At 42.1% G+C, this 21,289-nt stretch carries 16 protein-coding genes and 3 rRNA genes; 4 read left to right on the top strand and 15 right to left on the bottom strand.

What is annotated here, in order from left to right; translation table 11 throughout:
• Positions 1-2: 2 nt before the first annotated feature.
• From HED61_RS10205 to HED61_RS10150, 12 genes are all read right to left on the bottom strand, one after another.
• The gene (locus tag HED61_RS10205) at positions 3-1,148 is read right to left on the bottom strand and encodes a hypothetical protein (RefSeq protein WP_234981385.1); all 1,146 of its coding nucleotides are present in this window, start codon (positions 1,146-1,148) and stop codon (positions 3-5) included.
• Complete coding sequence (locus tag HED61_RS10200; RefSeq protein WP_219645305.1) at positions 1,141-2,022, bottom strand: hypothetical protein; 882 nt, start codon at positions 2,020-2,022, stop codon at positions 1,141-1,143. The genes HED61_RS10205 and HED61_RS10200 overlap by 8 nt, the downstream gene beginning before the upstream one ends.
• Positions 2,023-2,190: 168 nt before the next feature.
• A 5S ribosomal RNA gene (gene rrf / locus HED61_RS10195) occupies positions 2,191-2,306 on the bottom strand.
• Positions 2,307-2,388: 82 nt separating this feature from the next.
• A 23S ribosomal RNA gene (locus HED61_RS10190) occupies positions 2,389-5,290 on the bottom strand.
• Between the two features lie 222 nt (positions 5,291-5,512).
• Positions 5,513-7,061 (bottom strand): 16S ribosomal RNA (locus HED61_RS10185).
• The 16S, 23S and 5S rRNA genes sit together here, the layout of an rRNA operon.
• A gap of 544 nt (positions 7,062-7,605) precedes the next feature.
• Entirely contained in the window at positions 7,606-7,791 is a 186-nt protein-coding gene (locus HED61_RS10180) for a hypothetical protein (protein ID WP_003127300.1), read from the bottom strand.
• 92 nt (positions 7,792-7,883) lie between these two features.
• Positions 7,884-9,980 (bottom strand): glucosaminidase domain-containing protein, encoded by a 2,097-nt coding sequence (locus tag HED61_RS10175; protein ID WP_234981384.1) that lies wholly within the window; start codon positions 9,978-9,980, stop codon positions 7,884-7,886.
• 336 nt (positions 9,981-10,316) lie between these two features.
• Positions 10,317-10,829 carry a GNAT family N-acetyltransferase gene (locus HED61_RS10170; protein WP_156233364.1) on the bottom strand — a complete coding sequence of 171 codons (513 nt, stop codon included), beginning with the start codon at positions 10,827-10,829 and terminating at the stop codon, positions 10,317-10,319.
• Between the two features lie 34 nt (positions 10,830-10,863).
• Positions 10,864-11,799: a dihydroorotate oxidase gene (locus tag HED61_RS10165; RefSeq protein ID WP_029486858.1), complete on the bottom strand. Its 936-nt coding sequence runs from the start codon at positions 11,797-11,799 to the stop codon at positions 10,864-10,866.
• Between the two features lie 188 nt (positions 11,800-11,987).
• Positions 11,988-12,338 carry a hypothetical protein gene (locus tag HED61_RS10160; RefSeq protein ID WP_138371832.1) on the bottom strand — a complete coding sequence of 117 codons (351 nt, stop codon included), beginning with the start codon at positions 12,336-12,338 and terminating at the stop codon, positions 11,988-11,990.
• 366 nt (positions 12,339-12,704) lie between these two features.
• Complete coding sequence (locus tag HED61_RS10155) at positions 12,705-13,034, bottom strand: metal-sulfur cluster assembly factor (protein ID WP_219645509.1); 330 nt, start codon at positions 13,032-13,034, stop codon at positions 12,705-12,707.
• An 82-nt stretch (positions 13,035-13,116) separates the two neighbouring features.
• Positions 13,117-14,052, bottom strand: coding sequence for a YitT family protein (locus HED61_RS10150; RefSeq protein ID WP_003127293.1), 936 nt, complete (start codon positions 14,050-14,052; stop codon positions 13,117-13,119).
• A gap of 149 nt (positions 14,053-14,201) precedes the next feature.
• Here HED61_RS10150 and HED61_RS10145 point away from each other — a divergent pair, with 149 nt between their 5' ends.
• Positions 14,202-14,693, top strand: a complete 492-nt coding sequence (locus HED61_RS10145; protein ID WP_003127292.1) for a YajQ family cyclic di-GMP-binding protein — start codon at positions 14,202-14,204, stop codon at positions 14,691-14,693.
• Between the two features lie 36 nt (positions 14,694-14,729).
• On the opposite strand, the gene HED61_RS10140 is transcribed toward HED61_RS10145, so the two are convergent.
• Positions 14,730-17,117: an ATP-dependent DNA helicase gene (locus tag HED61_RS10140; RefSeq protein ID WP_219645508.1), complete on the bottom strand. Its 2,388-nt coding sequence runs from the start codon at positions 17,115-17,117 to the stop codon at positions 14,730-14,732.
• A 283-nt stretch (positions 17,118-17,400) separates the two neighbouring features.
• Positions 17,401-17,937, bottom strand: a complete 537-nt coding sequence (locus tag HED61_RS10135) for a hypothetical protein (protein ID WP_003127290.1) — start codon at positions 17,935-17,937, stop codon at positions 17,401-17,403.
• Between the two features lie 322 nt (positions 17,938-18,259).
• Between HED61_RS10135 and HED61_RS10130 the strand changes: the two genes are divergently transcribed.
• From HED61_RS10130 to HED61_RS10120, 3 genes are all read left to right on the top strand, one after another.
• Positions 18,260-18,877 (top strand): MBL fold metallo-hydrolase, encoded by a 618-nt coding sequence (locus tag HED61_RS10130; RefSeq protein WP_003127289.1) that lies wholly within the window; start codon positions 18,260-18,262, stop codon positions 18,875-18,877.
• 20 nt (positions 18,878-18,897) lie between these two features.
• Positions 18,898-19,602, top strand: a complete 705-nt coding sequence (locus HED61_RS10125; RefSeq protein ID WP_005472589.1) for a histidine phosphatase family protein — start codon at positions 18,898-18,900, stop codon at positions 19,600-19,602.
• Positions 19,603-19,777: 175 nt separating this feature from the next.
• Positions 19,778-20,611, top strand: a complete 834-nt coding sequence (locus HED61_RS10120) for an undecaprenyl-diphosphate phosphatase (RefSeq protein ID WP_005472587.1) — start codon at positions 19,778-19,780, stop codon at positions 20,609-20,611.
• A gap of 48 nt (positions 20,612-20,659) precedes the next feature.
• Here HED61_RS10120 and HED61_RS10115 read toward each other — a convergent pair whose 3' ends face one another.
• Complete coding sequence (locus tag HED61_RS10115; RefSeq protein ID WP_003127286.1) at positions 20,660-21,283, bottom strand: DUF47 domain-containing protein; 624 nt, start codon at positions 21,281-21,283, stop codon at positions 20,660-20,662.
• Positions 21,284-21,289 lie beyond the last annotated feature (6 nt).

Raw genomic sequence — 21,289 nt, 5'->3', positions numbered from 1 at the left:
GTTTAATGCGAATAACTAGGTACTACTAATGGAACTAAAAATTCGTAAGAAGTGAAGAAATCTAACAAGGAACGTTTTCTTCGATCTGAATCAATAAACAAATGGGTCCGATCATCAGCCATCCGAATCGTCAAGCGTTGTTTTTTATCTAAGAAGATCTCATAGTCTTCATACTCTGCTTTGACAAAATCATAGTCTTGATTTTCCATCGTAGTAATAAAGATTTGGTCCAAAATGTCTGTTGTGATCGGAAACTCAGTCTCTAAATCCACTGCAAGTTCTTGCGTATTATCAATGAGACTTGGTGAAACCATAAATGAAGATGCGCGAAAATGAGTTAAGAGTAAATTTATATCGTAATTAAACAGTGACAATTGATTGACCGTAAATATTTTATCTGTATACCATTGCCGCAATAGATATAAGATTTGATGGTCGTTGACCCGCACTTCTCGTGTGTCAGAATAAATCGTGAGTAGCGGCAAGTACTGTGATTCATATTGAGAATTGATCGGATTTAATTTAAAATATAAATCCATTGCTTTTTCCTCATTCAATTGAAACTTCACCAAGAAGTGCTTTGTTTTCCAAACATCGTAGTTGTCGGTTGGCATCAATCCAATCGATCGCAAGGGTTTCAAGAATTCATAAGCATAGTATTCCAGTAACGTCTTTTTAGCGATAATTGAAATATCCTGGTTGCCAATGATCAATGTTTGGTAGTGATGACATAATTCATCAAAATCAGCTTCCATAATGGCTTTGCGTAAGCGCAAATCTGCTAATTCATTTTCTGCTTGTTCAATTAAGCTTTCAATTCTTTGGTGATCACTTTCTTTCGTTTCATAGTATTCATCATAAGGTTCTCCAGGTGCTTCAGGTATTTCAAGCTCTGCAGACTCTGTAGAGTCAATGATTAGCCTTTCGCTATGGCCTTCTTCAGCAGATTGTTGGTACAAGTCTTCCTGATCAATTGCCGTTGCTTCAAGCTCATCCGATTCTATTTCAACTGTTTTTAGTTCATCAGCGGCGGTTGCCCACTCATTTGTTTCCATTATTTCCAGTTCGCTCTTTGACGTAGCTGTTTCGCGAATCCCATCTTCTGTTTGTTCTTTCATTAGGGGCGTTTTTTCTTCCTCATTATTCATCTGCGATCGACTCCTCTCCTAGATAGCTCATTAAGAAAGCTTGCAATCGTTCGTTCATCTCTTGCAACGAACCAAAATAGTGATCGATTTGACGAAATTCTTTTTCGACGATTGCCTTTTTTAAGCGCAAGGCGTGATATTGCTGCATTAATCGTTCTTTTTCAAGAAGCACGTCTTGTTCGTTTTGGGAATAGCGAGACCATTCTTTTTGTTTCGCTTCTACTTTTTTTCGTTCTTGGACTAATGCTTCTAATTCCTCATCGATTTTTCCGCGATTAAAAAATCCTTTTGATTCTGACAACTCGTTTTCACTACGCTTAATGCAATCGATCTCCTCTTGCAGTTTTTGAATCTCGGATTGAGCCGCAATGGCTTTGGCGTCTAAATTATCCATCTGTTGTTCAATGGCTGTCAGCATATCACGATTGCCGCGTTGAAATTTACGCCACTCATCATCAATAGCAGGAATCACAAAGATTTCTGGAACACTGGCATCAATGCCAATTGTCGGACGTTCATGGTAGTATTCACCTATTTTATAATAATGAACCGTAGGTGAAATTCGATCGGCATGTATCATGAATGGAAAAGTAGCGACAAAACTGTCATGGATTTTCCGCGCCAGCAACTCATCGATTTCATGATTTTGATTGGATGTTTCTTTCAATTCTTTGTGCAGGCGGCCATTGTAGATTCGATAAATCTCCGGAATGTCTTCCTTTTCAATCGCTGTTTCGAACGCTTGCAGGTCTTGAAGCATCTGACCAATATTTTTTGAAGCGACTTCTTTGATTTCTGTAAATGGAACTGCCGACGACGTTTCGTTACGTTCATTGTCTACTGGATCCTGTTCTTTTTTAAGCTCCTCAGTCATACTATCCCTCCTAAAAACTCTTCATAAACAGTGTATCATTTTTTCGCAAAAAAAGTTATTTTAAGTCACCTAAATTTTTTGCACCATGTTTTTGGCAGACTCATCGCTGATCCCGTTACTTTTAAACAAAAAAAACCTTATATCAAATATTTGATATAAGGTTAACTTGCGTGGCGACGTCCTACTCTCACAAAGGGAAACCCTTCACTACAATCGGCGCTAAGAAGCTTAACTTCTGTGTTCGGCATGGTTACAGGTGTATCCTTCTCGCTATCGCCACCACACTATTCAATTGAGTAAGTATTGCTCACTCAAAACTGGATCGAAGAATCAAAACCCTTCCGAGTTTCCTTGCTTTTTTCAATCGTGGTTAAGTCCTCGATCGATTAGTATCAGTCCGCTCCAACCATCACTGGCCTTCCACTTCTGACCTATCTACCTGATCATCTCTCAGGGATCTTACTTTCTTAAAGAAATGGGAAATCTCATCTTGAGGTGGGCTTCACACTTAGATGCTTTCAGCGTTTATCCCTTCCCTACATAGCTACCCAGCGATGCCTCTGGCGAGACAACTGGTACACCAGCGGTAAGTCCATCCCGGTCCTCTCGTACTAAGGACAGCTCCTCTCAAATTTCCAACGCCCGCGACGGATAGGGACCGAACTGTCTCACGACGTTCTGAACCCAGCTCGCGTGCCGCTTTAATGGGCGAACAGCCCAACCCTTGGGACCGACTACAGCCCCAGGATGCGACGAGCCGACATCGAGGTGCCAAACCTCCCCGTCGATGTGGACTCTTGGGGGAGATAAGCCTGTTATCCCCAGGGTAGCTTTTATCCGTTGAGCGATGGCCCTTCCATGCGGAACCACCGGATCACTAAGCCCGACTTTCGTCCCTGCTCGAGTTGTAGCTCTCGCAGTCAAGCTCCCTTCTGCCTTTACACTCTTCGAATGATTTCCAACCATTCTGAGGGAACCTTTGGGCGCCTCCGTTACCTTTTAGGAGGCGACCGCCCCAGTCAAACTGCCCATCTGACACTGTCTCCCAGCCCGATAAGGGCTGCGGGTTAGAGTGGCCATAACGCAAGGGTAGTATCCCACCATTGCCTCCATCGAAACTGGCGTCCCGATCTCTACGGCTCCTACCTATCCTGTACATGCGGTACAGACACTCAATATCAAACTACAGTAAAGCTCCATGGGGTCTTTCCGTCCTGTCGCGGGTAACCTGTCTTCACAGGTACTAAAATTTCACCGAGTCTCTCGTTGAGACAGTGCCCAAATCGTTACGCCTTTCGTGCGGGTCGGAACTTACCCGACAAGGAATTTCGCTACCTTAGGACCGTTATAGTTACGGCCGCCGTTTACTGGGGCTTCAATTCGTACCTTCGCTTACGCTAAGCACTCCTCTTAACCTTCCAGCACCGGGCAGGCGTCAGCCCCTATACGTCATCTTTCGATTTTGCAGAGACCTGTGTTTTTGATAAACAGTCGCTTGGGCCTATTCACTGCGGCTGCTCGTTAGAGCAGCACCCTTCTCCCGAAGTTACGGGGTCATTTTGCCGAGTTCCTTAACGAGAGTTCTCTCGCTCACCTTAGGATGCTCTCCTCGACTACCTGTGTCGGTTTGCGGTACGGGCCATTGTTTTCTCACTAGAAGCTTTTCTTGGCAGTGTGACATCAGAAGCTTCGGTACTATTATTTCCCTCCTCATCACAGCTTGTCCTTGAAAGCAGAAGCATTTGACTCCCACTAAGACTCACTGCTTGAACAGACATATCCATCAGTCTGCACTTCTTAGCCTCCTGCGTCCCTCCATTGCTCAAACAAAAACAACGGGTACAGGAATATCAACCTGTTGTCCATCGCCTACGCCTGTCGGCCTCGGCTTAGGTCCCGACTAACCCTGGGCGGACGAGCCTTCCCCAGGAAACCTTAGTCATACGGTGGACAGGATTCTCACCTGTCTTTCGCTACTCATACCGGCATTCTCACTTCTAAGCGCTCCAGTAGTCCTCACGATCTACCTTCAACGCCCTTAGAACGCTCTCCTACCAATGCACCTTATGGTGCACTCCACAGCTTCGGTAAACTATTTAGCCCCGGTACATTTTCGGCGCAGGGTCACTCGACTAGTGAGCTATTACGCACTTTAAATGGTGGCTGCTTCTAAGCCAACATCCTAGTTGTCTGTGCAACCCCACATCCTTTCCACTTAATAGTTATTTGGGGACCTTAGCTGGTGGTCTGGGCTGTTTCCTTTCGACTATGGATCTTATCACTCACAGTCTGACTCCCGGATATGAATGAATGGCATTCGAGTTTATCTGAATTCGGTAACCCGAGATGGGCCCCTAGTCCAAACAGTGCTCTACCTCCATCATTCTCAATTCCGAGGCTAGCCCTAAAGCTATTTCGGAGAGAACCAGCTATCTCCAAGTTCGTTTGGAATTTCTCCGCTACCCACACCTCATCCCCGCACTTTTCAACGTACGTGGGTTCGGTCCTCCAGTGCGTTTTACCGCACCTTCAACCTGGACATGGGTAGATCACATGGTTTCGGGTCTACGACAACATACTCATTCGCCCTATTCAGACTCGCTTTCGCTGCGGCTCCGTCTCTTCAACTTAACCTCGCATGCTATCGTAACTCGCCGGTTCATTCTACAAAGGCACGCTATCACCCATTAACGGGCTCTAACTTGTTGTAGGCACACGGTTTCAGGATCTATTTCACTCCCCTTCCGGGGTGCTTTTCACCTTTCCCTCACGGTACTGGTTCACTATCGGTCACTAGTATTTAGCCTTGGGAGATGGTCCTCCCGGATTCCGACGGAATTCCTCGTGTTCCGCCGTACTCAGGATCCTCCTAGGTGTGAGCCAGATTTCATCTACGGGGTTTTTACCCTCTTTGACATACTTTTCCAAGTATTTCGACTATCTGTTTCAACTACCATATCGGAGTCCTACAACCCCAACAAGCAAGCTTGTTGGTTTGGGCTTTTCCCGTTTCGCTCGCCGCTACTCAGGGAATCGAATTTTCTTTCTCTTCCTGCAGGTACTTAGATGTTTCAGTTCTCTGCGTCTACCTCACAGCTGCTATGTATTCACAACTGTGTAACATCCTATAAAAGATGCTGGGTTCCCCCATTCGGAAATCTCTGGATCATAGCTTACTTACAGCTCCCCAAAGCATATCGGTGTTAGTCCCGTCCTTCATCGGCTCCTAGTGCCAAGGCATCCACCGTGCGCCCTTATTCACTTAACCTTTGACCTTACGGTCGGTGTTGAGTACTTCTTCTAGCGATAGAAGGTTGCTCAAGAAAATAAGCGTTGAACTTATTAAAAAACTCTTTAACTTGTCAACTCGGTGTGTGTTACTTGTTTTGATTTTCTTCGATATCCAGTTTTCAATGAACAAACTATTTTGAGAGTAAACCTCTCAAAACTGAACAAAGGCAAACGATGTGTAGTCTTCCGTATTATTCCTTAGAAAGGAGATCCAGCCGCACCTTCCGATACGGCTACCTTGTTACGACTTCACCCCAATCATCTATCCCACCTTAGGCGGCTGGCTCAAAAGGTTACCTCACCGACTTCGGGTGTTACAAACTCTCGTGGTGTGACGGGCGGTGTGTACAAGGCCCGAACGTATTCACCGCGGCGTGCTGATCCGCGATTACTAGCGATTCCGGCTTCATGTAGGCGAGTTGCAGCCTACAATCCGAACTGAGAGAAGCTTTAAGAGATTAGCTTAGCCTCGCGACTTCGCAACTCGTTGTACTTCCCATTGTAGCACGTGTGTAGCCCAGGTCATAAGGGGCATGATGATTTGACGTCATCCCCACCTTCCTCCGGTTTGTCACCGGCAGTCTCGCTAGAGTGCCCAACTAAATGATGGCAACTAACAATAAGGGTTGCGCTCGTTGGGACTTAACCCAACATCTCACGACACGAGCTGACGACAACCATGCACCACCTGTCACTTTGCCCCCGAAGGGGAAGCTCTATCTCTAGAGTGGTCAAAGGATGTCAAGACCTGGTAAGGTTCTTCGCGTTGCTTCGAATTAAACCACATGCTCCACCGCTTGTGCGGGCCCCCGTCAATTCCTTTGAGTTTCAACCTTGCGGTCGTACTCCCCAGGCGGAGTGCTTAATGCGTTTGCTGCAGCACTGAAGGGCGGAAACCCTCCAACACTTAGCACTCATCGTTTACGGCGTGGACTACCAGGGTATCTAATCCTGTTCTCCCCACGCTTTCGAGCCTCAGCGTCAGTTACAGACCAGAGAGCCGCCTTCGCCACTGGTGTTCCTCCATATATCTACGCATTTCACCGCTACACATGGAATTCCACTCCTCTTCTGCACTCAAGTCTCCCAGTTTCCAATGACCCTCCCCGGTTGAGCCGGGGCTTTCACATCAGACTTAAGAAACCGCCTGCGCTCGCTTTACGCCCAATAAATCCGGACAACGCTTGCCACCTACGTATTACCGCGGCTGCTGGCACGTAGTTAGCCGTGGCTTTCTGGTTAGATACCGTCAAGGGATGAACGTTCTACTCTCATCCTTGTTCTTCTCTAACAACAGAGTTTTACGATCCGAAAACCTTCTTCACTCACGCGGCGTTGCTCGGTCAGACTTTCGTCCATTGCCGAAGATTCCCTACTGCTGCCTCCCGTAGGAGTCTGGGCCGTGTCTCAGTCCCAGTGTGGCCGATCACCCTCTCAGGTCGGCTATGCATCGCGGCCTTGGTGAGCCGTTACCTCACCAACTAGCTAATGCACCGCGGGTCCATCCATCAGTGACGCAAAAGCGCCTTTCAACTTTCTTCCATGCGGAAAATAGTGTTATACGGTATTAGCACCTGTTTCCAAGTGTTATCCCCTTCTGATGGGCAGGTTACCCACGTGTTACTCACCCGTTCGCCACTCTTTTTCTTTCGGTGGAGCAAGCTCCGGTGAAAGAAAAAGCGTTCGACTTGCATGTATTAGGCACGCCGCCAGCGTTCGTCCTGAGCCAGGATCAAACTCTCATAATGATTTGTTTGAACGATCCATAGGATCGTTAAGCTCAAATAAAATTAACTTTGCTAGCTATTGCTTGCATGTATTTTGCTTCATAAATGAAGCGCCCTACACATTGGTTCGTTTGCTTGCTTTGTTCAGTTTTCAAAGGTCTACTGCGCTGCGTTAGCAACTTTTAAATCATATCAGATCAACAAGTGAATGTCAACTCTTTTTTAAAAGTTTTTTTTCGAAAGTGTTTATTCAACAACTTCCTGTGCGTCATCAGCGACTCCATTAGAATAACAAATGAATTGTTATTTGTCAACAACTTTTTTCAATCTTTTTTGTTGCTGCATCAGCATCAAATTGATTTTTTAAATTTGCGACTTCGTTATAATATCATCTGTTTCTGTTTTGGTCAAGCCCTTTTTCCAAAAAGTTTTTTTGAAAGGTTTTGACTGTCGGCGTGTTTTGCCAACGTTCACTACTTTATCATTAAGCGTATGAAAGAGCAAGTGTTTTTCTGAAATACTTTCAATTATTTTTGAAAAAGAAAAACTGCCTAAAATAGGCAGTTTAATCAATGTCCCGAGTCCGAAAACGAATCTGATCGTTTTCATCACGTCTCAAGACTGTTTCTTCTTTCAAATAACTAAAGGATCTCTCCTTGAGCTCAGGATTTTCCAACATTTCTTCATATCCTGTGAATATGTCTTGGATATACTTTTTATAGGCTTTTTTCTTTTTGATACGTTTTTTCATTCGGCACCGTCCTTTACGTGCTCTATCTTAGCAATTGTGGCAGAAGTTGACAACCGAATTTTTACGATTCGCTAGAGTTTTTGGTCGAAATTTTATTTTGGGGCAATATAACTGACACTTTGCGAATAAGCAAGCTCATTGGGAATGATTCGATAAGAAATCGTTTTGCCATCAATAACGTTGCCCTCTGATATTAAAATGCCATCTTTGCCAACCGCTTCCACAAAGGCGACATGTCCATATTGTGTGCTAGAGCCAGCAGTGCCTGGGCTAAAACTGATCAGATAGCCTGCTTTTGGAGTAGCCGCCGTTTTATAGCCTAAACGTTTTGCGGTTGCTCCCCATTCTCCACCATTCCCCATGTATTCATCCACACTGCCGCCCAATTGCTTGACCCGATTGTAAGCATACCAAGTACATTGTCCGACTGGATAAGAACCTGAGGTATTATAATTTACACCGTTATAATCAGGAAACACCAACAGCTGCCGATACTCTTTGGGAATCGCTTCTTTTGATTGCAGGACAACGCCGCTGCCAGCTTTGGCTTCATCATATTTCGTTAATTCATAGACAGCAATCAATGAATTCAGTTTATTGTTGTAGCTCGTATCCGTTGCATAACGTCCCGTTAAATATTCAGTCGCTTGCAGGTAGTTTTTTGCTTCAGAACGCCAAACCTTTTTGTAAAAATCAGCATTCCCACTAATTCCTGTCCGCAGTAAATGAACGTAATCCTTTAACGACTCCTTGTATCCTGTATAGGCACGAAAAGCAGCTTGGATCGTATAAAATTCTCCGGTCCCATTATCCTCAGCTGTCATCATAGAAACGGAACGACTACCGGAAGTTCCTTTGATTCCAAACAAATTATAATACGGGGGAGAAGCAAGGCCACTCTGACCAGATCCGCTTTCCAAAATTGCCTGTGCAATCATAACCGACGCATACACACCATAAGTTAAGCCTAGTTCCCGAGCATCTTCTGCAATTGCCGCAACAAATGCTTCTGTTTGCGGATTCTTGCGAAAATCATAGCTAGCCGCATACTTAGCGATTAGTGATTGTCCATGAGGTGTTACTTTTTGCGAGTCAGAAAAATGAACCACTACATCTGGTTTGTTTACCTGATCTTCTTGGATCAATTGTTTTGTTTCCGCAGTACTATTCTGTTTATCAGTAATAGTATAAATGCGTACGCCATTGTTTTCTGTCGCCGCTTTTTCTTCCTTGACTATTTGTTCTGCTTGGGGTTGATCTGCCATGATCAGTTTATCCTGTCCAAGGTAAATTGCTGCTTTGACTAATTGCTGACCGTCTTTCCAAAACAAAAGATCTCCAGGTACGGCTTTTTCAAGTGATGTTTGCTTTCCTACCCGGCTGAGCTGATCATAAGTTTCGATCCCTTTTATATCAAAAACGCCACGATAAACAGCAATAGGCAACGAAAGATTATTAAATCCAGTACCCTGCGCATCTTTTTCATATGGTTTGCCTAGTTGATTCAACGCTTCTGAAATCAGCGCTGCGGATCGTTCATTTGCTAACTGATTCAACAACGGCAAGATATAGCCATTCAAATTAGAATCAGTTGGGGTGGTAACCAATTTATCTGATAAATCAACTGTCTGGGAAGAATCTGCTATAGGCTGATTGGATGGCGGCAATTGGCTGACTGAAGAACGTGTGTCGAATGTCTTTGGTTCCGAAGAACTTTGGGTGGAATTTGCTGTCGTATCATTTGGCTTTGATGAATGACTGGTTCCTGATGGCCTTTCGGTAGTAGAAGACGTACTAGGCGTTGTAGAATCCTTAGTTGAATCCGTTGTCGACGCACTGCTACTTGAGGAAGATGTCTCACTTTCAGACGTACTTGTACTTTCACTTGTTTCCTCAGTCGTTTCACTAGAAGACGATGGTTCAGTAGAATGACTTTCATCAATGGATTCTTCTGTTTCCATACTTTGACTGCTTGATGCCGTTTCGAAAGAATCGGCTGTTCGGTCTTCAGATGGTTCTGAGGGTTCATTTGATTCGGCTGAGATTGATGAGCCTGAATCGACTATTGCTGATTCTGCGTTATTCTCTAAGACAGTCAATGCTTCAACCGCAGGCACCCCTTGTCCAAGGGTGATCAATAGAGCCGCTAGCATTGCCAACGCCTTACGCATACTTTTTCTTTTTTTCATTGGATTCTCCTCCATTGTTTACTCAAATCAACTTTACCATATGCACAATATTAAAATAAAGTGATAACTCTCTATTTTTATACATTTAATTAATTTCGTCTATTCGGAATAAAAATAAACAAAAAGATAGCAAGCCCTGCATAATAAAGCTACGCAAAACTTGCTATCTTTCTTTCCGTCATGATCAATCTTTCAAAAAACATCTTACTTTATGAGCTAAACACGCTGCCCAAATTCGACCTGAACCCGCTAAGGGAATTAAGGAATTAGTATGGCTCAGCCATTCCGCTTATGGTCTGGCAATTACAGCAGATATTACTATATTCACCCAATCAATTAGATTAATTTCTGATAGGCCAGTCGTTCACCGTGTGGAATAGGGAAAACAACTTGCCCACGATATTGATAACCACAGGTTTCGATCACTTTCTGCATTCCAATATTTGCTTGATAGGTATCAATCCGTAAATCATGGATCCCTTTTGCTACCGCTTCTTCCTCTAGCGCTTTTAGTAAATGTGCACTCAATTGTTTGCCTCTAAAATGGTCACTGACTACGACACGATGGATTGATGCATAAGGCCCATCCCCTGACCAACTACCTTCGATTATCGCAGTATAAACGGGATCGACCCCTTTGACTAAAGCGGCAGAAGCAGCAATTTGATCGTCATATAACAAGAGATAACTTTCTTGTTTATTGATATCTTCTTTGATTTTTTCACGAGTGGGACCATAGCCATTTTGCCATTGAGGTGAGCCTTGTTTTTTTAAGGATTGTATGCCCATCTCAAAGAGAGCCATCATTTCCGGCAAATCAGAGAGCGTCGCTTTTCTAAACTGGATCATGCCATTCCTCCTTCAGCAGCAATTTGCTAATCGGCTACAATGAGCGAAGTTTACCGCGAAATTCATCGATCGATGTGTAGCCTTTGGCAGTCATAATTTCTGTCAATTCTTTTTTCAGACGGGCAAAAATCGCTGGTCCCTCTTTTTGTAATTCCGTTCCGATTTGTAACATCGTCGCTCCGCATAACAAATGCTCAAATGCATCTTGTCCAGAACGAATGCCGCCAGTTCCGATTACATTGATTTCTGGTTTTAGTCGGGTCGCGAAAGCCCGAACATTGGCGAGTGCTGTTGGTTTGACATACTCGCCACCGATACCGCCAAAGCCTTCTTTAGGCTTGATCACTACTGCTTCTGTTTCTGGGTCTATATATAGACCATTACCAATACTATTGATAGAATTGATGTATGTTAAAGGGAATTTATTCAAAATTTCAGCCATTTGATCAAAGTGCGCCAGGTCAAAATAAGGCGGTAATTTCACGCCTAAAGGCTTCGTGAAGAAACTAAAAACTTGCTCTAAAATTTGTTCTGTCAATGGAAAATCATAAGCAACTTGTGGCTTTCCTGGGACATTCGGGCAAGAAAGATTCAACTCTGTGATACCACGAAAGTTGCTAGCTTCAATCTTTCTTAGAAGTTCAATATTTTCTTCAACACTCATGCCTGCAACAGAAAAGAAGAAAGGTGCTTCAGGAGCGATTGCTTCTTGTTTCTCTAAAGCAAAATTCAAATAATAGTCTAAGCCTTTATTTGGTAATCCCATTGAATTGATACTTCCTAAAGCGAGATCCACATATCTCGGTTCGGGATTTCCTTCTCGCGGTGCTAAAGTGGCACTTTTTGTAACAAAAGAACCGGCTTCTGATGCTGCAAGTTCCTCCAAATCCGTAGTGGTCATACAGTGAACGCCGGAAGCATTCATAAAGGGATTGTCGTAGGTGAATTCACCAAATTTAGTCGTTAACATTGTTCGTCTCCTTTCTTCATTGAAAATAGTTTACCTTTCTAGTTTGCAAAATGCAATTGCCGTTTTAGGTTTCGTCATTATTTTATTTGTAGCAATTCTCTATTCGCTGAGATCCTTGAAAAAAAGACAATCAGTCTTCATCAAATTACCGCTCAAAATTCTTTTACAATTTAGGTACGTACCCTCTTTTAGAGCCGCTCGATCAATTCTCTTTGCATTTTTCCTAGTGTGACTATTTTCTTTAGTATGCGAAAACGCCATTTTTTATTTTGGACTGTAAAACGCCAAACAACGTCTAACCCATTGAACCCTTGACTTAATTGCTCATTGATTAGATCTTTTCTGGCGTAAGCCATGTGATCAATGACTTTTGTTTGAAAAAAGTTCAAAAATAAAATGATTACTTGGCGATCATTCACAAGTAAAATCGTTTTGCTGCTTATACTTTCTATACTTTGTGATTCGGCAAAACCAATACTCATATCTCCTTCATTATAGGGAGCCGCTAGGCGAGAGAGTTTTTTCTTTGTTAATAGCATAGGCCGGATTCCTTTTCTTTAGTTATCGATCATTATTTTATCATTTTTTACAAAAATGGTCTCTGAAACGACAAGCAGTCGTCGCACGAAAATCGTTCATTTCGCTAAATTCAGTCTCACTTTTCTTTTACTATAAAGCTTCCTGTTTAACAGGGGTATGGGGTCGCGTTTCCTTATTGAAAATGCAACAGATACTAATAAAAAATTGTTTAACTAAAAAACTCCTTTACTAACTTATCTTAAAAGTTAATAAAAGAGTTCCAAAATTTCTACGGATTATTTAGAGAATGAAATGTACTTATACATCCATACTATTTCAAACGACTTACGAAACTAACAGCCGCTGCTTTGGAATCAGCAAATCCCCTAGCGAATCCCCAACGCGATCCGTGCATAACGGCTCATTTTATCGGTCGTCCAAGCGGGATACCAGACTAATTTTACTTCTGGATTTTTGACTTCTGGAATGTCGCTTAATGCTTCATGAATTTGTTCGGTCAAAACGTCGGCTAATGGGCAACCCATAGTGGTCAATGTCATTTTAATAACTGTATCGCCTGTTTCCCCGACAAATTCGATTTCATATATTAAACCAAGATTGACAATGTCAATCCCTAATTCTGGGTCAATAACTGTTTCTAACGCTGCTAAGACACGTTCTTTGATTGCTTCGCTTTCTGCTTCAGTATAAGGCATAGTCGAAACCTCCTTTGATGATCTGTTCAAATCATAACTTGTTTTAATCCCTTTGTAAATGGCACTTTCGCTTTCGTTTTCCTTAGGGACGATTCTTTTTGTTAACTTTCAATTCTGGAAAGACTCCGGTTGTTTTGAATGTACGCTGTTCATCGTCTGTTGCAAAACGTCCTGTGATCGATTGAGTGGGAACAAAGTTGATAAATGCATTCTCATCCGCTTCTAAAACAGCTTGTTCCAAATCATAGATTTCGTAACGAGTAACTACCATCATAATCATATTTCCAGGAACACCAGAATATCCTCCTACAGATGGCAACAATGTCATACCGCGAAACACATGTTTCGAAATATTCTTGCCGACAGATTCCGCTTTGGTGGTGATGATCAATGCCGTAACTTTTTGATGACTTGTATGAAGCATATCCACCACATAACTCATAGCAAAAATGGAAATGATCGTGTACAAGGCGCTCTCCCATGAGAAAATAAACCCTGATAGCATAACAATGATGCCATTAAGCATAAACATATATTTGCCGACAGTCTTACCTGTCGTTTTTGATAAGATCAATGAGAGGATGTCCATTCCTCCCGTTGTGAAACCCATTTTTAACGAATAAGCGACTCCAACACCAAGTAATACGCCGCCAATCAACGAATTCACGAGGATATTGTTTGTGATTTCTCCTTGAGGCAAAATCATCGTTATTAAAGAGACCACTACAACGTTAATAAAACTCATCCAAGTGGAAGCTTTGCCTAGTTTGATAAAGCCTAAAATAAAGATTGGCACATTCAAAAGCAAAATAAAGAGACCGGTACTAAGATGCAAGCCGAATTGTTCCCACCCGACTGCTACGATCAACTGGGCAACACCATTCATCCCTGCAGAAAGTACTTTTGCAGGAATCAAAAAGAAATTCAACGCGATCGCTGCAGTCAATCCTGACAACAAAATAACCCCGATTTTTTTCAGTCTTTCCGACTGCTGATGTTTCGTCCATAATTTACTCACAATGCCATTTCTCCTTCACAAAAAATCTCCTTCCAAAGAATAGCAGTTTGTGTCTAAAATTGAAACTATTATTTGCAAAAATTTAGTTTCTCTCCCCTCTTTTTTCTGACTCATGGTAAAATCAAAGAAAAATAGAAAGGATGATCTTTGTGGCAAAAGAAGCAAGTTTCGATGTTGTATCTGAAATCAATACAGAAGAAGTAAAAAATGCCATCCAACTAGCAGAAAAAGAATTAAAAAATCGATTTGACTTTAAAGGTTCGACAGTTGAAATTAAAATGGATGGCAATAAATTAACAATCGTGGGAGACGATGAATTCAAACTTGAACAAATCAAAGATGTGTTAAGCAGCAAACTCATCAAACGAAGTGTTCCGACAAAAAATATCCAATTCTCACAGACTGAACATGCACTTGGCGCCAAAGCCCGTCAGACTGCAGAATTGATCAACGGCATTGATAAAGAACAGGCGAAAAAAATTACGACCGCCATCAAAAATGCAAAATTGAAAGTTAAAACGCAGATTCAAGACAATCAGATTCGTGTCACTGGTAAAAGCCGTGACGATTTACAAGAAGTCATCCAGCTGCTGCGCAAGCTTGAATTACCGATCGATTTACAATTCACAAATTATCGTTGACTTCTCTCTGTACCGATCGCAAACCGCATGTACGGTCTACGATCGGTGCTGAGAGTCTTTTTGTTTTTGCCAGAAATGGTCCATTGCTTTGCTAAGCTGCTCTGGTCGAAAGCAGGTTTGGGCGTGTTGCCAATGCAATGGAAACAGTTGCTGGTAAGCCGTTGTATGAAAACGCTGATCCAGCAACAGGATCACGCCTTGATCCCTAGAATCACGAATGACACGTCCCGCTGCTTGCAGAACTTTGTTCATTCCAGGCAGCCGATAGGCATAGGCAAAACCAGCATGTTTTTTTTCTTCATAATAGTCCCGAATCAGTTCTTGTTCGTGATTGATTTGCGGCAATCCGACACCAACAATCGCCGTTCCGATCAGACGAGTTCCCTTCAAGTCGATGCCTTCCGAAAAAATTCCGCCCAATACGCAAAATCCTATCAACGAAGTTTTTTCTTCAGCGTCCGCCGTGTCGTATTTGAATTCCGCTAAAAAATTTTCTCGTTCCGTTTCATTCATAGCTGTATCCTGTACGAGCATCTTAATAGTCGGATACGCGTGATGAAATGCTTCTGCTACTTCGTCCAAATACTGGTAAGAAGGAAAGAAAACCATATAATTGCCTGACTTTGCGTGAACCATTCGATAAAGGGCATCTACGATCGCTGGCAGACTGGCTGTCCGTTGCCGGTAAGTCGTCTGGATGTAATTTGCGATCAGGATTTTTTGATTTGCAGGATCAAATGGACTTGGCAGTCGATAGCGTAATGCTTTTTCTCCGCCTCCCAGCACTTCCTGGTAATAATCAAGAGGCGTGAAACTGGCTGAAAACAACAAGCTGGCTTTTCCTTTGTCTAACACTTGCTGTAGAAAAGGAGCCGGTTCAATGCAAAATTGACGAAGAGTCAGCTCATATCGAGTGACCTCTACTGTTGTTTCATAATGATCGTCATAGAATTCAGCAATTTTCAAAAAGTGATTCACTTCAAAATAACTTTGCAGCACCGCTTCCTGAGCCGTATGTTCAGGGTTAGCTGGCAGCCATTCTTTCATAAGCTCAGCTAGCTTTGCTAATTGCTTGTTCATCGTTTCATGGGGTTCTTTTTGATGATGGTACTCCCAATGATCCGTCTCAGCGATTTTTTCAATCGCAGAGAATTCTTTCTCCACTTTATTCAATGCTCGACGAAGCTTTTGTTGATCCATTGGCAGTTGTTTTCTAAGATCTTTAAACGTGCTGCGACGAATCTCTGCTGAATACATCTCTTTTGAACGATTGACGAGATTATGGGTTTCATCGATCAAGAAAAAGTAATCTTCTTCTGGTTCCTCAAAAAAGCGTCGGAGATAAACAGTCGGGTCAAACAGATAGTTATAATCACCAATAATGACATCACAAAACACACTGACATCCAGCGAAAGTTCGAAGGGACAGACGGTATGCTTTTTTCCATACGTTTCAATCACTTCTCGTGTGATTTGATTTTCATGATGAAGCAGATCCCATAGCGCTTCATTGATTCGGTTATAATAGCCATTCGCATATGGGCAATGTTCCGGCGTACAATTCCGTTCATCTAAAAAGCAAATCTTATCCTTGGCAGTGAGGGTCACACTTTTTGTTTCACTGCCGTTATCCGCCAACTTGCTTAAAGCATCTTCAGCTACTTGGCGAGTGATCGTTTTTGCCGTCAAATAAAACAAACGATCGCCATCCCCTTCTCCTAATACTTTTAGTGCAGGAAAAAGAGTCGATATGGTTTTTCCAGTACCTGTTGGCGCTTCAGCAAACAATCGCTTGCCGTTTTTTAACGTCTTATAAGCGGCAGCAGCCAATTCCCGTTGCCCTTTTCGATACGTTTCGAAAGGAAATTTTAACAGTTGTAGTGAAGTATTTCTAACACGGCGCCAATTTTCCTGAAAAACCAGCCATTTATGATATTCATTGATCAAGTGGGTATAAAATTCAGTAAGTTCTTCCACTGTAAAATGGCGACGGACGCGGGTGATCAGCTGCTCCGTCGTCTGGTAATAGGTTAGTTGGACTTCAATTTCCGTCAACTTTTCTTCTTGAAGGTAAATATAAGCATAAACCATCCCTTGAGCAAAAAATAAATCGATTTGATCCTCAGGAAGATCTTCAAAGTAGGGTTCTGACGTTTTGATCTCATCGATTACCCAACATTGTTTCTCTTCGTCATAGAATAAGCCGTCTGCACGTCCTTCGATAGTCAACGTGTCCTTTTCGATCTCGCTTTCTATTTTGAAGAAGACTTCCTTTTGATAGGCATCGCCGGCTTCTTTTTGCAATCGTCGATGGATACGAGCGCCTTCTTGAGCAGTATGGTTACTGACTTTGCGACTATCGATATCGCCACGGCGCAAAATAAATTCAACGATTTTTCGGACAGCAATTTTTCCTTTATACACGTGATCACCTTCTCGGAGCTATTATATCGGAAGCTTCACTGATTTTAAAGCGAACAAAAAAAGCCTGCAGGATTTGCAGTCTTTTTCACATTTTCTTAAAAAATGCCTACAATGGTTACAGCATATCAAAAACAACCTCTCTTCTTGCCTAATGATGTGTTTTAATTCTTGGCATTATCGCAATCGAAAGTTGTCTCAATCGACTTGTCACTTTCTTGTGGCATCTATTTCTCTTAAACTTCTTATACTGTTCTGATTTTCAGGCATTTCTCATTAGTATCCGTCACTGATCCACTTGAACTTCATAGCGCACATTGTTCTCATCGTAGGCACGATTGGTTGCTTCATCATACTGAAATTTTAATTCCAACCCATGGGCTCGTAAAAATAAATATTTTCCATCGATGGAAAACGAAGCCCCATGTAAGGTCGTCTCGTAGATTTCAAAGGGATCATCTTTTAAGCGAAGATTCGCGGAAGCAAAATTTTTTTCAAAGTCTGCTTGGATCGTTTCATTTCTTTTTTTGAGTGCCGAACCACTCAACGTTTCATCACTGCTACTTTCTGTCATAGGCAAGTATTGTTTGACGATGGTCAATTCTTCTCCTTGCAGATCATAGACACCTTGGCTTTGCGGAAATTGACTGCTTTCTTCTTGAATCAGCATCAAGTCGACATTCTCGGCATTTGTGGAGCTGAGCTTGGTCGCAGTAGCTGTCGTAGGTTCGCTCGTTTTGATTGCTTGATTTTCTTGCCCACAGCTTGCGAGTAACAAGCTGCAAAAGAATGAGCATAAAACTAGACATACTTTCTTATTCATGTTACCGCCTCCACTATTTCCATAATTAAGGTTTTTTAAATTAATTACAGTATAACAGTGTATTTTTTTTACGGAGGTTTCTTAGAAAATTTTTCGGGATAGTTTTTTAAAAACGACCCTATTTTTAATCAAACTGCCGTTTTTTGCAGATTTTTTTAATCTCATTTTCTCTTTGGTTTCTTCCACCAGCGCAAGAAGAGCCATTTTACGCTCTTTTGCTTTTTCCTAAATAAAGAGCAAAACTGTGAATCTTTAAAAAGCTTTTTTTGTTTCCTTGAATACTTTAGGCTATACTAAAAGAAGAAACAGAGGAGGTTAAAATATGAAAATCATTGGCTTAGTCACCGGCCCTGTTCAAGAGAATTGTTACTTGGTTTGGCAAGATGGGCATTTATTAATCATTGATCCGGGAGCAGAGGCTGAACGAATCATTGCTGAAATCGAAAAAACAGAAGCAAAGCCTAGTGCAATCTTATTGACCCATACTCATTATGACCATATCGGTGCAGTGGATCACTTAAGAGACTATTACAGTATCCCAGTTTATGTCAGTCCATTAGAACAAGATTGGTTAGGAGATCCTCTAAAAAATCTTTCTGGTCGCCATCCTGACTTAGGCGGTATTACTGCACGTCCTGCAGAGCATGAATTGGCGTTAAAAGATTATCAAATTGACGGCATCTCTTTTCGCGTTGTGGCAACTCCGGGACATTCCATTGGGAGTGTCAGCTTTATTTTTGATGATTTTGTCGTTTCAGGAGATGCCCTTTTTAAAGGCAGTATTGGACGTACGGATCTACCAACTGGTAATTTGGAACAATTATTAACGAGTATCCAATCTGAGTTGTTTATTCTGCCCAACCAATTAACTGTTTATCCAGGGCATGGTGAGCCAACGACGATTGAAAACGAAAAACGGACAAATCCATTTTTTAGATAAATGTAAAAGGAGGAAACGATATGGCAAGAACAGAATTATATGTCGTGCGACACGGTAAGACAATGTTCAATACATTACAGCGCGTTCAGGGATGGTGTGATACTCCATTGACCCGCACAGGTGAACAAGGAATCCATTATCTTGGGCTTGGTCTCCGGGAGATCGATTTTGTGGAAGCAGTATCCAGTGATAGTGGTCGTGCTATCGAAACCATGCGCTTGATCTTGGGCGAGCATTTACGTGGGCCTCAGATTCCTTATCATATTGATAAACGAATCAGAGAATGGTGTTTTGGGTCTTTAGAAGGGGCTTATGATGCAGAAATGTGGGGCGTCATTCCTCGTGTGTTGGATTTCCCTGATTATGATAATATGATTGCTAGCCATGTCAGCTTTGAGGCTGTTGCCAATGCGATTCATCGTGCGGACACAGCGAATTGGGCCGAATCCTTTGATGAATTGACTGAACGGGTCAAAACCGGCTTTGAAGACATCGCGTATCGGGTTGAGAAAAAAGGCGGCGGCAATGCGTTAGTTGTGTCCCATGGTCTAACGATCGCCTTCTTGCTGCATTTGATCAATAACGAAAACAACGTGCGTATGGACATCGATAATGGTTCGGTTACCCGACTGATTTATGAAAATGGTGAATTCACAATTGCGGAAGTGGGCAACACTGAATATATCAAGAAAGGACTTGCCCTTTCACAAGATCTCCTCGCTTGATTTTCTTGCAATAATGAATCAACAAAAGTAAGAGTAGTTTTTTGCTGAAAAGATCCTCGGCTTGACGATTTTTTCAGCAAGAAAAACTGCTCTTTTTTTAGGAAGTGTTTGGTATTTTTTCCTAGAACAGGTATACTATGTAATGTATTTCACCATACAAGAAAGGACTGAACAAATGTTTTTTGCGAATTTTATTAAAGCCATCCTTTTCGGGATCATTGAAGGCATTACCGAATGGCTTCCCATCAGTAGTACCGGTCACTTGATCCTTGCTGATGAATTTATTGGGTTGAAAGTAAGCCCGGAATTTATGGCGATGTTCAACGTCGTGATCCAGTTAGGAGCGATTCTGGCGGTTGTTTACCTCTATTTCCATAAATTAAACCCATTTTCACCCACCAAAAATGCATTGGAAAAGAGAGACACTTGGACACTCTGGTCGAAAGTGATCATTGCTGTCTTACCATCTGTCATCATTGGTTTGCCACTGGACGATTGGTTAGACGCTCACTTCTATAATTTCCTCTCTGTTTCGATCGTTCTGATCATCTACGGGATCGGCTTCATCGTCGTTGAGAAAAGAAACAAAAACAAAGAACCAAAATGTACCGATTTGAACAAGTTCACTTATAAAGCTGCACTAATTGTCGGGATGTTTCAAGTATTAGCATTGATTCCCGGAACATCACGCTCTGGCGCTACGATTCTTGGAGGAATCATGATTGGTGCCTCCCGCTTTGTCGCAACAGAATTTTCATTCTTCTTAGGTATCCCTACCATGTTCGGTGCAAGTGCCTTAAAAATATTTAAATTTCTGAAAGATGGAAATGCTTTTGACTTGCAAGGAACAGTTATCTTATTAACTGGAACGATCGTTTCCTTTATCGTTTCCGTGTTAGCCATCCGCTTCTTGATGAATTATATCAAACGAAACGATTTCACTTTCTTTGGTTGGTATCGTATCGTACTTGGTGCGGTTTTGATCGTTTACTGGTTAGTATCTTTATAATAAAAACACTGCGATGTCCTTTTGGACATCGCAGTGTTTTTAGCTAAATTAGGTATTTTTGATGACCATGCCGTCAATAATATCGACAGCACCTTCTGTGTCGTTGATGATTGTTTCAAAGCGGTCATAAATGTCTTTCCATTTAATGATTTCTAAGACATCTTTTTCATCGGTGAAAAGGGCCTTTTTCAATTTAGAGTACAAAAGGTCCGCTTCAGACTCGATACGATTGACATCATTGATCATTTGACGTAGCGTCTTTGAATTTTTGAATTTAGGAAACTCTTTTAATGCCGTCTGCACACCTTGTGTGGCCTGTTCGATCATGACAGCGAAATCAGCTGTTTCCGGACGTAATGACTTGATCACAAGATTTTCAAATAAATAAGTCAAGCCCATGATGCCATCTAAAATATCGTCCAAGCGTTCAGAAATGATCAAAATATCTTCTCGATCGATCGGTGTGATAAAAGAATCATATAATTCATTGGTCAATTCTGCGATCACTTGATCGCCTTCTTTTTCTAATGCGTGAATTTCTGCTGCTGCTTCAGTTAACGCTGCTTCTGAATAATCATTTATCAGAACTGAAAAACGTTTTGCCGCTAAATGACCATTGGTTGCCAGCTGCTCCATCGCTGCAAAATAATCAAAACTTTTTTTTCGTGCCATTCTTCT

Source organism: Enterococcus gallinarum (assembly GCF_021496385.1).
Lineage (GTDB): Bacteria > Bacillota > Bacilli > Lactobacillales > Enterococcaceae > Enterococcus_D > Enterococcus_D gallinarum.
The sequence above is the reverse complement of the archived record's forward strand: the minus strand, read 5'-3'. Positions and strand labels throughout refer to the sequence as shown.